Annotated in this window: 13 protein-coding genes; 7 read left to right on the top strand and 6 right to left on the bottom strand. The window is 69.4% G+C overall.

Translation table 11 applies throughout. The features are described 5' to 3' along the window. Positions 1-119: 119 nt before the first annotated feature. Positions 120-1,139, bottom strand: coding sequence for a 2Fe-2S iron-sulfur cluster-binding protein (locus ACWDTS_RS17765; RefSeq protein WP_450118721.1), 1,020 nt, complete (start codon positions 1,137-1,139; stop codon positions 120-122). Positions 1,140-1,244: 105 nt separating this feature from the next. Here ACWDTS_RS17765 and ACWDTS_RS17760 point away from each other — a divergent pair, with 105 nt between their 5' ends. Genes ACWDTS_RS17760 through ACWDTS_RS17745 form a run of 4 tightly spaced genes read left to right on the top strand, consistent with a single transcriptional unit; the run spans position 1,245 to position 5,408 of the window. Next, positions 1,245-2,681: a class I adenylate-forming enzyme family protein gene (locus ACWDTS_RS17760; protein ID WP_450118720.1), complete on the top strand. Its 1,437-nt coding sequence runs from the start codon at positions 1,245-1,247 to the stop codon at positions 2,679-2,681. Continuing rightward, positions 2,659-3,567 carry an acyl-CoA dehydrogenase family protein gene (locus ACWDTS_RS17755; protein ID WP_197257462.1) on the top strand — a complete coding sequence of 303 codons (909 nt, stop codon included), beginning with the start codon at positions 2,659-2,661 and terminating at the stop codon, positions 3,565-3,567. The genes ACWDTS_RS17760 and ACWDTS_RS17755 overlap by 23 nt, the downstream gene beginning before the upstream one ends. Next, complete coding sequence (locus tag ACWDTS_RS17750) at positions 3,554-4,642, top strand: acyl-CoA dehydrogenase family protein (RefSeq protein WP_450118719.1); 1,089 nt, start codon at positions 3,554-3,556, stop codon at positions 4,640-4,642. The genes ACWDTS_RS17755 and ACWDTS_RS17750 overlap by 14 nt, the downstream gene beginning before the upstream one ends. A gap of 1 nt (position 4,643) precedes the next feature. Beyond that, positions 4,644-5,408 carry an enoyl-CoA hydratase/isomerase family protein gene (locus ACWDTS_RS17745; RefSeq protein ID WP_197257466.1) on the top strand — a complete coding sequence of 255 codons (765 nt, stop codon included), beginning with the start codon at positions 4,644-4,646 and terminating at the stop codon, positions 5,406-5,408. Positions 5,409-5,467: 59 nt separating this feature from the next. Here ACWDTS_RS17745 and ACWDTS_RS17740 read toward each other — a convergent pair whose 3' ends face one another. Further along, positions 5,468-6,205, bottom strand: coding sequence for an SDR family NAD(P)-dependent oxidoreductase (locus ACWDTS_RS17740; protein ID WP_450111231.1), 738 nt, complete (start codon positions 6,203-6,205; stop codon positions 5,468-5,470). Next, entirely contained in the window at positions 6,202-6,966 is a 765-nt protein-coding gene (locus ACWDTS_RS17735) for an SDR family NAD(P)-dependent oxidoreductase (RefSeq protein WP_197257471.1), read from the bottom strand. The genes ACWDTS_RS17740 and ACWDTS_RS17735 overlap by 4 nt, the downstream gene beginning before the upstream one ends. A 53-nt stretch (positions 6,967-7,019) precedes the next feature. Between ACWDTS_RS17735 and ACWDTS_RS17730 the strand changes: the two genes are divergently transcribed. From ACWDTS_RS17730 to meaB, 3 genes are read left to right on the top strand one after another with little or no spacing between them, the layout of a single operon-like run. Next, positions 7,020-8,456, top strand: coding sequence for a class I adenylate-forming enzyme family protein (locus ACWDTS_RS17730; protein ID WP_450118718.1), 1,437 nt, complete (start codon positions 7,020-7,022; stop codon positions 8,454-8,456). After that, on the top strand, positions 8,449-9,588 hold the full coding sequence (locus ACWDTS_RS17725) for a thiolase family protein (RefSeq protein ID WP_197257475.1): 1,140 nt from the start codon (positions 8,449-8,451) through the stop codon (positions 9,586-9,588). The genes ACWDTS_RS17730 and ACWDTS_RS17725 overlap by 8 nt, the downstream gene beginning before the upstream one ends. A gap of 34 nt (positions 9,589-9,622) precedes the next feature. Continuing rightward, positions 9,623-10,486: a methylmalonyl Co-A mutase-associated GTPase MeaB gene (meaB, locus tag ACWDTS_RS17720; protein ID WP_450118717.1), complete on the top strand. Its 864-nt coding sequence runs from the start codon at positions 9,623-9,625 to the stop codon at positions 10,484-10,486. A 9-nt stretch (positions 10,487-10,495) separates the two neighbouring features. Here meaB and ACWDTS_RS17715 read toward each other — a convergent pair whose 3' ends face one another. The 3 genes from ACWDTS_RS17715 to ACWDTS_RS17705 are packed head-to-tail and all read right to left on the bottom strand — an operon-like array spanning position 10,496 to position 13,139. Then, positions 10,496-11,560: an NAD(P)H-dependent amine dehydrogenase family protein gene (locus ACWDTS_RS17715; RefSeq protein ID WP_450118716.1), complete on the bottom strand. Its 1,065-nt coding sequence runs from the start codon at positions 11,558-11,560 to the stop codon at positions 10,496-10,498. Between the two features lie 31 nt (positions 11,561-11,591). After that, positions 11,592-12,428 (bottom strand): acyl-CoA thioesterase, encoded by an 837-nt coding sequence (locus tag ACWDTS_RS17710; protein ID WP_450118715.1) that lies wholly within the window; start codon positions 12,426-12,428, stop codon positions 11,592-11,594. 57 nt (positions 12,429-12,485) lie between these two features. Continuing rightward, positions 12,486-13,139 carry a TetR/AcrR family transcriptional regulator gene (locus ACWDTS_RS17705; protein WP_450118714.1) on the bottom strand — a complete coding sequence of 218 codons (654 nt, stop codon included), beginning with the start codon at positions 13,137-13,139 and terminating at the stop codon, positions 12,486-12,488. Positions 13,140-13,242: the final 103 nt, after the last annotated feature.

Genomic DNA, 13,242 nt, shown 5'->3' with positions numbered 1-13,242 from the left:
CAGCTCGCCGCCTATCAGGTCGCGGCCGCGGCCGGGGCGATCGAGGGGCAGCCGGCGTCCGAACCCGGCGGCGCGCGGCTGGTGTTCGTGGCCAACCGAAACCACGCACGGGGGGTCGGTCACTCGTACTTGACCTTGATCGACGGGGTGTCCGGCACGGCCTGGCACGTGAGCACGTAGCCTTCCTCGACCTCGTCGTCCGAAAGTGCCTCGTTGGTGCGCATCGTCGCGCAACCCTCGGTCACCAGCGCCATGCAGGTGCCGCAGTTGCCCATTTCGCAGAAGAACGGCGGGGTCAGTCCGGCGCGGCGGGCGCTTTCGAGGATGGTCTCGCCGGCGTGGCGCGGTACCGATCCCTTCTTGCGTCCGACGAAGATCGTCACGGTCCCCTCGAGCTCGCCGGATTCCTCCGCGGCGGGGGCGGCGGGCGGCTCGGTGGAAGCCGGTGCCGGCGGGGTGCCGAAGCGCTCGCTGAACACGCGGCCCGGACCGGGCAGCGTCGACTCGATCAGATCCATGAACGGTTCGGGGCCGCACAGGTAGCTGTCCGCGTCCACGTCGCTGCCGACGAACGCGCGGATGGCCTCGGCGTCGAGCATGCCCTTCTCGTCGTCGAGATGGCGCACGACCGTCAGCCGGTCCGGGTACTGCGCAACCAGCGCCTCGAGAACGGATTCGAAGATCGCCGACGGCTGGTCGCGGTCGGCGCACAGCAACCGGACGGGGCGGTCGGTGGTGGCCAGGGTGGACTTGGCGAGCGACAGGATCGGGGTGATGCCGCTGCCGCCGCTGAATCCGAGGAGCGGCCTGTCGCTCTCCCGCAGCAGGAAGGTGCCGGTGGGGCGACTGATCTCCACCTCGTCGCCCTCGGAGACGTTGTCGAGCAGCCAGTTCGACACCTTGCCGCCGGGTACGCGCTTGACGGTGACCGTGAGCTCGTCGTCGCTTTCGGGTGCGCTGGACATCGAGTACGACCGGTACAACTCGGTGCCGTCGACGGTGACCTTGAAGTTCAGGAACTGCCCCGCCCGGTAGGTGAACGGGCCGTCCACGGGCGCCAGGACGAACGACCGAGCGTCGGAGGTCTCCTTCACGATCCGGGTCACCCGCGCCCGCTGGAACATAGGGGGTCTCGCCATGGATCGTCTCCTCCTCGGGGATTGTTCTACTGTCTGGAGAATTATATTCTCGCCTACGATATAGGATCTTCTCAACGTCGAACACCCACCCGAGACGAGGCACAGTTGTCGGACCCCACGATCGACCGGACGCGGAACACCACCACCGCACTGGTGTTCGAGGACCGTGCCTACAGCCGCGTCGAGCTCGACGCGCTCGCGGCAGGCCTGGCGGTCCGGCTCGCCGAACGTGGCGTCGGCGCCGGCGACCGGGTCGCCTTGATGTCGTCGAACCGGCCCGAGTTCGTCGTGGCCGTGCAGGCGATCTGGCGCCTCGGTGCGTCCGTCGTGCTGCTCAGCCCGGCCTACAAGCACGACGAGGTCGTGCACGCCCTCGAGGTGACGCGGCCGGTCGCCGCGGTCGGCGACAATCCGGTCCTCGCCGAGCACGCCGACATGCTGCACCTCGACGAGCCGATCCCACCCGCGAGCGGTGACGGCACGACAACCGCCCACGACCCGGACGCCGAGGCGGTACTGGTGTTCAGTTCGGGCACGACCGGGCTGCCCAAGGCCGTCCGGCACACCCACCGCTCCCTCGCCGCCGCCGTCGCGCACTGGCGCGACGCGCTGCAACTGACGTCCACGGACCGGATGCAGGTGCTGACGCCGCCGTCCCACATTCTCGGGATCCTCAACATCGTCACCGCCCTCGAGGTCGGCGCGTGGTTCCGGCTGCATCGCCGCTTCGACATCGACGTGATGCTCCGGCACATCGAACGCGACCGGATCACCGTCGAGATGGCCGTCGCGCCGATCGCGCTGGCGATCGCGCAGCACCCGCATCTCGAGTCGTACGACCTGTCGTCGCTGCGCTACATCATGTGGGGCGCCACCCCGGTCACGGCGAGCGTCGCCGACACCGTCACCCGCCGCACCGGCGTCGGGTGGCTGCCTGCCTACGGCGCGAGCGAACTCCCGGTCATCGCCTGCAATCCGGTCGACGATGCGCGGCTGGACAGCGTCGGGCGTCCCGTCCCCGGCGTGACGGTGCGCGTGGTGTCGCTGGACACCGGGGAGGTGCTGCCGGCGGGCGGTGTCGGCGAAATCCAGGCCCGCGCCGACTCCCTCATGGCCGGTTACCTTCCGGCCGATGCGAATCCCGACGCCTTCGACGACGGCTGGTACCGCACCGGCGACGTCGGCTACCTCGACGAGGACGGCTGGCTGCGGATCACCGACCGGTCGAAGGAAATGATCAAGGTCAAGGGATTCCAGGTCGCGCCCGCCGAGGTCGAAAGCGTGCTGCACGGACATCCCGAGGTCACCGATTGCGCGGTGTTCGGCGTGCCCGACCCGGCCACCGGGGAGGCCGTCCTCGCGGCGGTCACGACCGGCGGGCCGGTCACCGAAGCCGAACTGATCGCCCTGGTCGGCGACCGGCTGGCGTCCTACAAACGCCCGAGCCGGGTCCTGTTCGTCCCCGAAATCCCTCGCCTGCCCTCCGGCAAGGTGTTGCGCCGAGTACTCAAGGAGCGCTATGGACGTCCGTCTGACGAGTGAACAACGACAATTACGTGATGCGGCAGCGAAACTCGCCGACGACCTCGGTCCGGGATCGGTCCAGGATCTCGACGACGACAGCCGGGTCGCCCGGCTCGAGAAGGCGGTTGACACCACCGGCTGGCGTGCCCTGCGCTCCGACGGCGCATCCGGTGTCGAGGTCGCGATCGTCGCCGAGGAGTTCGGTCGCGGTCTCGTCGACGTACCCTTCCTCGGTCCCGTCCTCGCCGACGACCTGCGGCGTCACCTCGGCGACGACCAGTCGCCGTGGGCGATCGGTGTCGGCTCCGAAGCGGTCGACGCGCGCGGCCTCACCGATGCGGTGATCCTGCGGGACAGGCAGATCCTTTCGGCGCCCGTCGGTGCCGACATCGCCGCCGCCGCGGACCTGACCCGCTGTTTCGCGGAACTCGGCGAGCCGGGCGAGCCGCTCGGCGAACTGTCCGCCGCCGACGCGGACCGCTGGTACGCGCTCGCTCTCGTCGCGACCACCGCCGACCTCGTCGGCGTATCCCGCGGTGCGCAGGACCTCGCCGTCGACTACGCGAAGATGCGCGAGCAGTACGGCCACACCATCGGGTCGTACCAGGCGGTCGCGCACATGCTCGCCGAGAGCCAGGCGCTGATCGAAGGGTCGATCAGCGTGCTGCGGCACGCGGCGTGGGCGGTCGACGAACTCGACACCGCCGAGGCGATCCAGGCTTCCCGGGTCGCGAAGATCTACTGCGCGCGAGCCGCTTTCACGATCTGCGAGACCTCGATCCAGGTGCACGGTGGCATCGGCAACACCTGGGAATGCCTCGCGCACGTCTACCTGCGGCGGGCGCTCGCGTCCACCGAACTGTTCCCCGTGAGCCTGAAGGAGATCGACCTTGGAGTTTCGTGATTCGCCGGAGGAAGCCGCGTTCCGCGACCGTCTGAGGTCCTGGCTCGCGACCACGGCCAAGCAATTCCCGACATCGGGCGACGAGTACTGGGCGAAACAGCCCGAGTGGCATCGGGCGCTGTACAACGCCGGATTCTTCGGGCTGTCCTGGCCGAAGGAATTCGGGGGACAGGACCTGCCGCCCGTCTACGACGTGATCCTCGACGAGGAACTCGCGATCGCCGGTGCACCGGCCCGGCCGAGCCTCGGCTATCTGGTGATCGGTCTCGGTCACCACGGCAGCAAGGAACTGCAGCAGGAGTTCCTGCCCGGCATGATCAACGGCACCGAACGCTGGTGCCAGGGCTTCAGCGAACCGGGCGCCGGATCGGACCTGGCCTCGCTCACGACCACCGCGACCCGCGACGGCGACGAGTACGTCATCCACGGGCACAAGATCTGGACGAGCTATTCCGACGTCGCCGACTGGTGCCTGCTGCTCGCCCGCACCGAACCGGACAAGCCGCGGCACAAGGGCATCTCGGCGTTCATCGTGAACATGCACCAGGACGGGATCGAACAGCGACCGCTGAAGATGATCAGCGGCGTCACCAAGGAGTTCGGGCAGGTGCTGTTCGACGGTGCGCGTGTCCCGGCGTCGCGGATGGTCGGCAACCCCGGTGAGGGCTGGAAGCTGGCCATGACGGTGGTCGGGCACGAGCGCGAACCGTCGACACTCGGGTTCGCGGCCCGCTATGCGAAGACCGTCCGCGAACTCGCGGCCCGGTCCGACGGCCCGCCGTCCGACGAACTCGCTTGGGCGGCAGTGCAATCGGAGATACTGCGGCTGCACGTGCGCCGCCGGTTGTCCGAGCAGCTCGACGGTCTGACCCACGGCTCGGAGGGCTCGCTCGACAAGCTGCTCATGACCTGGGTCGAGCAATCCGTCGGTCACGCGGCCCTGTCGGAGGCCGGCACCCGCGACGCGGAGATGCTCGGCACGTACATGTACAGCCGCGCGCAGTCCGTCATGGGTGGAACGTCGCAGATCCAGAAGAACATCGTGGCCTCGCGCATCCTCGGATTGGGAGTTTGACATGTACGACATGCCGGAAGAGATCGACGTTCGCGCGGACGGTCCGCTGCGCATCATCACGCTGAACCGCCCGGATGCGCTCAACGCGGTCAACGACGACCTGCACCACGGGCTCGCGCAGCTGTGGCCGCAACTGTCCGCCGACCGCACCGCGCGCGCCGCGGTGATCACCGGTGCCGGCAAGGCGTTCTCCGCGGGCGGCGATTTCGCGTACCTCGCGGAGCTGGCCGAGGACGCGGATCTGCGTGCGAAGACCATCGCGGACGGCCGCGAGCTGGTGATCGGGATGGCGCGCTGCCGGATTCCGGTGATCGCCGCCGTCAACGGCCCGGCCGTCGGCCTGGGCTGCAGCCTGGTGGCGCTCAGCGACGTCGTCTACATGGCGGAGCATGCGTACCTCGCCGATCCGCACGTGCAGGTCGGCCTGGTCGCGGCCGACGGCGGGCCCCTCACGTGGCCGCTGCAGATCAGCCTGCTGCAGACCAAGGAGTTCGCGCTCCTCGGCACGCGGATCCCGGCGGAGCGGGCGCTCGCGCTCGGTCTGGCCAACCACGTCGTCGCCGATCCGCTCACCGAGGCCCTCGCCGCGGCGAAGAAGATCTCCGAGCTTCCGCAGAAGGCGGTCGAGAGCACGAAGCGGCTGGTGAACATCCACCTCGAGCGCGCGATCCTCGCGAGCCTGGACTACGCGATGACCGCGGAGGACCTGACGTTCCAGAGCGACGACTTCCGCGCGAACATTGCCAGGCTCACAAAAAAGGCCTGACGGCCCGGTGTGCCTTTGTGGCGGTGGGAGCCGCCACAAAGGCACACCGGCGCGTAGCGCTAGAGCGTTTCCGACCGCTGAACGGTGCCGGTGATCCCGGAGGCGTCCTGCGCGGCCAGCAGTACCGCCGCCGCACCCATCGTCTCCGGTGGCTCGACCATCTCCGGCGGAATCTCGATGCCGCTGCCGCCGGCGGTCCAGCCCTCGGTGAGAACGACCCGGGACGGGCTCAGGCAGTTCACGGCGATGTTGTCGCCGCGCAGGTCCGACGCCAGCCCCAGATAGAGCCGTTCGACCGCGGCCTTCGACACCCAGTACGCGTTGGATCCGCGGTCGGTCATCGTCACGCCGGTGGTGGTCACCGCGATCAGCGATCCGCCGCCACGCGCGCGCAGATGCGGAATCGCCGCCTTGGTCACCAGGAACACGCCGGTGGTGTTGACGTCGAGGCACAGCTGCCACCGCTTCAGCGGCGTCGTCTCGATCGGGCCCTGCCACAGCACCCCGGCGTTGGCGACGACGATGTCGAGGCCACCGAACTCGGCGACCGTCGCGGCGATCGCCGCGTCGACGGACTCCTCGTCGGTGACGTCGCACGGCACCGGCAGGGCGCGACCGCCCGACGCGACGATCCGGTCCGCGACCGAATGGATCGTGCCGGGCAGCCGGCCCTCGTTCTCCGAGCGCGCCGCGACCGCGACCGCCGCACCCGCCTCGGCGAGTGCGGCGGCCACCGCGGCGCCGATGCCACGGCTGGCACCGGCGACGAACGCGACCTTGCCGTCGAGAGCGGTCACTTCGGCGGGAACCGCAGTGCGCCGTCGAGGCGGATGACCTCGCCGTTGAGGTAGTCGTTCTCGACGATCGACGCGACGAGCGTCGCGTATTCGGGGGAGCGGCCCATGCGCTTGGGGTGCGGCACCTGCGGACCCCAGTAGGCCTCGAGCTGGTCGCCGGCCTTGCCGTAGGCGGGCGTGAGGAACGTGCCGGGCGCGATGGTGACGACGCGGACGCCGAGCGGCGACAGGTCACGCGCGGCGACCAGGGTCATGCCGACGACGCCGCCCTTCGCGGCCGAGTAGGGGAGCTGACCGATCTGGCCCTCGTAGGCGGCGATCGACGCCGTGTTGACGATGACACCGCGCTGCCCGTCCTCGAGCGGCTCCTGCCGGGCGATGGCGGCGGCGGCCAGGCGCATCACGTTGAACACCGAGACCAGGTACGACTCGATGGTCTTGGTGAAGTTCTCGAGCGGCATCGGGCTGCCGTCCTTGCCGACGAGCCGCCCGCCCCCGGCCGGGCCACCGTGGCAGTCCACCGACACGCGCAGCGGTCCGAGCGATTCGGCTTCGGCGATCGCGGCGAGCACCGACTCCTCGCTGCCGGCGTCGGTGCGGACGTAGCGCACGCCCAACTCCTCCTCGAGTGCCTTGCCCTTGTCGTCGTTGACGTCGGCCACGACGACCTTCGCCCCGCCGGCGTGGAGACGGCGCACGGTGGCCTCGCCGAGGCCGCCGGTGCCACCGACGACGATCGCTGAACTACCGGTGATCTGCATGTTGGTTTCCCTTCTTGCAACTACAGCTCTCTGCTTGAGAGAATAATGTTCTCATGAACATCAGCATGATTCTAGAAATGGCCGCAAGCAACGGTGATCGAGCTGTCGTGACCTACGACGGCCGCTCCCTCACGGGCCCCGAACTCCACGACCGGGCCCGCGTCGCCGCGAGCCGTTTCCGTGGGTATCCGGCCGTGCTGTACCTGGGCACGAACCATCTGGCCTATCCCGTGGCGCTGTTCGGTGCCGCGCTGGCCGGGGTGCCGTTCGTGGCACTGAACTACCGACTCGGTGAAGCCCAGCTGACGGCGCTGCGGGACCGGCACCCGGGGGCGCTCGAACTCGCTCCCGGCGACCTCGACGCGTTCGTCGACTCCACCGCGACCCCCGTCGACGCCGACGAGGTCGCGCCCGAGTGGGACGGCGACGCCGTCGCGGCGATCATCTACACCAGCGGCACCACGTCGGATCCCAAGCCCGCGGTGCTGCGGCACCGCCACCTGCTGGCGTACGTGCTCAACACGATGGAGTTCGCCTCCGCCGAGGAAACCGACGCCTCGCTCGTGTCCGTCCCGCCGTATCACATTGCGGGCCTGACGAATCTGCTGTCGAACCTGTACACGGGCCGCCGCGTGGTCTACCTCGACGCCTTCGATCCCGGCACCTGGCTCGATACCGTGCGCCGGGAGAAGGTCACCCACGCGATGCTCGTGCCGACCATGCTGGCGCGGATCGTCACCGTGCTCGGCGACGCACCGGCCGACGTGCCGTCGCTGCAGAGCCTCGCCTACGGCGGATCGCGGACCCCGCGTCCCGTCCTCGAACACGCTCTGCGGGCCTTCTCGGACACCGGGTTCGTGAACGCCTACGGACTCACCGAAACCGCGTCGTCGATCGCGGTGCTCGGACCGGACGACCACCGGACGGCCTTCGCCTCCGACGACGCAGCCGTCCGCGACCGGCTCGGTTCCGTCGGCCGCCCGCTGCCCGGCATCGAGATCGAAATCCGCACCGAGGCAGGCGAACTCGTCGCCCCGGGAGAGACCGGGCTGGTGTTCGTCCGCGGCGAGCAGATCTCCGGCGAATACGGCGGGCGCAGCGTGCTCGACGAACACGGCTGGTTCGCCACCCGCGACCTCGGCCACGTCGACGACGAGGGCTACCTGTTCATCGAGGGGCGCGCGGACGACACCATCATCCGCGGCGGCGAGAACATCGCCCCCGCCGAGATCGAGGACGTCCTGCTCGAGCACCCCGGGATCACCGAGGCCGCGGTCGTCGGTGTCGCCGACCCCGAATGGGGTCAGCGGATCGTCGCGGTACTCGTGGGCGATGCGGATCCGGACGAGATCACCGCGTGGGTCAAGGACCGGCTGCGGTCCTCCAAGACGCCGGACACCGTCGTGTTCCGCGACGAACTTCCCAAGACCGAAACAGGAAAACTCCTGCGCCGGACCCTACTGACCGAACTGGAGAACACCAATGCCTGAAGCCGTCATCGTCTCCGCGCTGCGCACCCCGATCGGTACGGCCGTCAAGGGCACGCTCCGCGACACCAGCGCGTTCGACCTCGCGAACCACATCGTGGCCGAGACCGCGAAGGACCTCGACCCGAAGGCGATCGACGACGTCATCCTCGGCGAAGGACTCTACGGCGGCGGCGTGATCGCCCGCCACGCCGCGATCACGGCGGGACTGACCGACGTGCCGGGTCTGGCACTGAACCGGCACTGCGCGGCCGGGCAGTCCGCGGTCCAGACCGCCGCGGCGAGCATCAAGGCGGGCATGGACCAGCTGATCATCGCCGGTGGCGTGAACTCGGCCTCCACGTCGCCGCGCTCCCTGATGCGCTCCGGTGAGGACTGGGTGCCGTGGAACTCGCCGACCCACCCGGACCGCCCGGACGCCCCCAACCGCGACATGTCCATCACCGTCGGCTGGAACGCGGCCGTCGAGGCCGGTGTGACCCGCGAGGAGATGGACGCGTGGGCGTTGCGCTCGCACCGCAACGCGATCGCCGCCATCGACGAGGGCCGGTTCAAGGAGGAGATCGTCCCGATCGAGACCCCGCACGGGTTGTTCGCCGTCGACGAGCATCCGCGCCGTGACACCACGCTCGAGAAGCTTGCCTCCCTCAAGGTCCTGCACCCGGAGATCGAAGGTTTCAGCATCACCGCCGGCAACGCGTGCGGCGCGAACGACGCCGCCGCGGCCCTCGCGATCGCGAGCGACAGCCTCGGCCTGCCCGCACTCGGCTACATCCGGTCGTGGGCGTCGGTCGCGGTCGACCCCGCCCGCACCGGACTCGCTCCGGTGCAAGCGATCCCGAAGGCGCTGCGTCGCGCCGGCATGACCTTCTGCGACGTCGATCTGTTCGAGATCAACGAGGCGTTCGCCGCGATGTGTGTGGCGACCATCAAGCTCCTCGACATCGATCCCGACAAGGTCAACGTCAGCGGCAGCGGCTGCGGTCTCGGGCACCCGGTCGCCGCGACCGGGGCGCGCATGCTCGTGACCCTGGTGCACGAACTGCGCCGCCGCGGCGGCGGAGTCGGCGTGGCCGCGATGTGCGCGGGCGGAGGTATGGGCTCGGCCACGGTCATCGAGGTGCCCGCTCCGTGACAGCCGCAGCAACGAGCAACGGATCCGGTGCGCCGTGACGATCGACGAACTCCTCGCCGCCGCGCGCACCGGGTCCGTGCGCGCGGCGGGACGGCTGCTGACGATGGTCGAGGACGACCGGCGCGACGAGGTGCTCGCCGCCCTCGACCCGGTGCCCGTGCGGGTGGTCGGGGTGACCGGACCACCCGGCGCCGGTAAGTCGACGACCGTCGGTGTGCTCGTTTCCGCCTACCGCGAGCGCGGATTCCGGGTCGCGGTGCTCGCCGTCGACCCGTCCTCCCCGTACAGCGGGGGAGCGCTGCTCGGCGACCGGATCCGCATGGCCGCCCACGTCAACGACCCCGATGTGCTGATCCGTTCGCTCGCGGCGCGCGGCCATCTCGGCGGCCTGTCCGCCGCGGTACCCGCCGCGATCCGCTTGCTCGCCGCACTCGGCTACGACGTGGTGCTGCTCGAGAGCGTCGGGGTCGGACAGTCCGAGATCGAGATCGCGGCGGTCGCGGATCCGACGGTCGTGCTCCTCAATCCCGGTGGCGGCGACGCGATCCAGGCCGCGAAGGCCGGTCTGCTCGAGGTCGCCGACCTGCTCGTGGTGAACAAGGCGGACCGCGAGGGCGCCGATCGGACGGTCCGGGATCTGAAGGCGGAGACGGACGTTCCGATCCTCACGCTCGTCGCGTCGAAGGGCGAGGGCGTCGACGCGCTGGTGGATGCGATCGAACTGCATCAGCGCGCCGACAGCGGGGAGCGCCGAGCCGCCCGGGCCCGGTCCCAGATCCTGTCCCTGGCCCTGTCGCAGCTGCGTTCGCTGCCGGAACTCGACGACCTGGCTGCCGCGGTCGCGGACGGGAGCACCGATCCGTACAGCGCGGCCGCGCGGCTGCTCGGCCGTCCCTGAGGTTTTCGCTCACCCCAGGGCGGCGAGCACCTGCGGCAGCTCGGCGGTGGTGCGGATGCCCGGCGCCGCCTCGCATACCACCGGCACGGCGTTCACCGCCCGGTTCGCGGTGTAGGAGGGGGACACGGCGCTCATCCGCTCCAAGGGGATCGGGAAGCGGATGTCGATGTCGAGCGGTGCATCGCCGGCGACGTCGATGTGCCATCCCGTCGGACGGATGTCCCAGTCGACGTCGACGTCGGTGGTGCAGTACCAGGTCGCGCGGAACCGGAGGAGCGCTCGTCTGTCGCGCATACCTGCGACCGTGATCCGCTGCGCGGCAACGGTACCCGGCTCGATTGTGCCCGCCGCGATGATGACCTGCGTGCGTGCCGTGGCGAATTCGCCGTGGGCTTCGACGGAATCGAACCGCAGCCCGAATGCGTCGGCGACCGAGTGCAGCGACGGGCCGAAGTTCGACCGGATGTGGTCGATGCGGTAGTCCTCGAAGGTGGCGGGCTCGCGACCGAAACCCATGATGTCGAACAGGATTCCGGGTGAATTGCGCTGCGAGAGGTCGGCGTACTCGTCGATCGCGAGCCGGTCGAGCTTGCGCTGGATCGAGGTGAGTACGAACGGCAGTGCCTCGGTGACGAATCCCGGGCTGCTTCCGGTGCTGTGGATCGACGTGCCGCCGAGCGCGCACGCGTCCTCGACCTCGGCGCGGGCCGACGGATCCATCGCCGTCGGATGGTGGAACTCGCCGCGGGTGGTGACGATGTTGCTGCCGGAGGCGAGGATTCGGCACACCTCGTCGAGATCGAACAGGCGCGGCATGTACAGCACGCAGTCCGCGCCGAGTGCGAGAACGTCGTCGATGTCCGTGGTCGCGGTGATGCCGGTCGGGTCCGCGCCGCAGAGCTCGCCGGCGTCGCGACCGGCCTTCTCCGGTGTGTGGACGTACAGCCCGGCCAGTTCCAGACGCGGATGCTCGATGACCCCGCGCAGGGCCCGCGTGCCGATGTTGCCGGTGGCCCACTGGACGACCCGGTGCGTGCGTTCCGGCACGGATACGCCGACAGCTGTGTCGGACAAGGCTTTCGGATCCAACGAAACCTCGATCGGGTCAGGGGCGGGGCAGGCGGAGCAGGGCTTCCTGCGCGAAGGAGGCGACGAGCGTCCCCTTCTCGTCGAGCACGTCGCCCCGGCCGAAGCACCGGCCGTGGGCGATGAGCGGGCTGTGCTGACGCACCAGCAGCCATTCGTCGGTGCGGAACGGCCGATGGAACCACAGGGTGTGGGAGGTGACGGCCGAGGTGAAGACGGTGCCGTTGCCGGTCTGGGCCAGGCCCTCGAGCGGTCGCAGGGCGGTTCCGATGAGGGTCAGATCGGTTGCGTACGCGGTCAGGGCCGGAGCCAGCGTGGGGTCGACTTCCGGTGTGCGCATCCACATTTCGTACTCGGGCGGCGAGGACTCGTACGCGTTGAGATCCTCGGTCGTCCGGATCTCCCACGGGATGAGGTCGACGCGGGCACGATCGTTCTCACCGAGCACCGGCGGAACGGGCTCGACGGTCTGCAGCTCGGGGCCGTCCTCGCCCACGTGCATCGAAACCGACGCGGTGCCGATCACACCCGACGACTGGCTCGCGACGATGCTCAGCGTGGCGAACGAGCGTCCCTCGTGCTGACGGGTGACCTCGTAACGGACGGGCTCGGACGCCTTGCCCTCGCGGGGGAACAGGGCGTGCAGCGACTTGATGCGCTTCGTCGGGCACGCGGCCTCCGCGGCACGGACGAACTGGCCGAGGAGTTGACCGCCGAACAAACGGTGGTATTCGAGTTGCTGGTTCGTTCCCTCGAACACCGCCGATGTCGCGGAGGTGTCGCTGTCGGGACGGTCTGCCGAGGCGTCGGCGCGCAGCTCGAGGCAGGCCAGAAGGTCGTTCCAGAGATCGGGCACGCCGCCAGTGTAAGCGAACTATCCCCGATTGAGAATACGATTCTCGCCGACGATTCCTCAGTTACCGGCGAATCCGCGGGAGCAGAAGGTCCAGACTTCCTCGGCCGAGATCGGCTTGATGGTCGCGTCGTCGGGGGCGCCCGCGGACTGTGCGATGAACATGACGGTCTGCATCGTCATCGCGGCCAGTCGGCGCGGGTTGGCGCCCGGGCGCAGCTCGCCGGAGGCGGCGACCTTCTCCATCAGCTCGGTGAACAGCGCGAGCATCGAGGCGTGCGCGACCTTGACCTCGGCGGGATGCGTGAGCAGCAGCTGCGGCGCGAAGTCGGTGAACAGCGGACGCTGCGCGCTCGGGTCGGGCCGGCAGAACTCGAACAGCAACTCGACCGCCACGCGGAGCTGGTCGAGCGGCGCGTCCTGGCCGGAAGCCGCGGCGCGGATCTGGTCGGCGGAGCGGCTGAGAGCGTCCTCGAAGAGCGCGAGCAGCAGCTCGTGCTTGCCGTCGAACTGCAGGTAGAAGCTGCGCAGCGACTGCTTGGACCGGTCCACGACCTCCTGCACGGTGAAATCCGTGCTGCCCTTCTCGGCGATGATCGACTGAGCCGCGTCGAGGAAGCGCTGCACTCGCTGTTCGGCCCGGATCTTGGCGGTCCTGATGGAGCGCTCGACGGCGCGCTGCTTCCAGGCCGGCTCTTCGCTGGGGCCGGTCACCACCGGCTCTGTTCTGTGACACGTGTACCGAACATGCGAGCAACTGTACCGGAGAGTTTCCTTGCGCAGTGCGTCGACCGCACCTGTGTCGTCGATTATTCGA

The sequence above is a fragment of the Rhodococcus sp. NPDC003383 genome, from assembly GCF_053589115.1.
The sequence above is the reverse complement of the archived record's forward strand: the minus strand, read 5'-3'. Positions and strand labels throughout refer to the sequence as shown.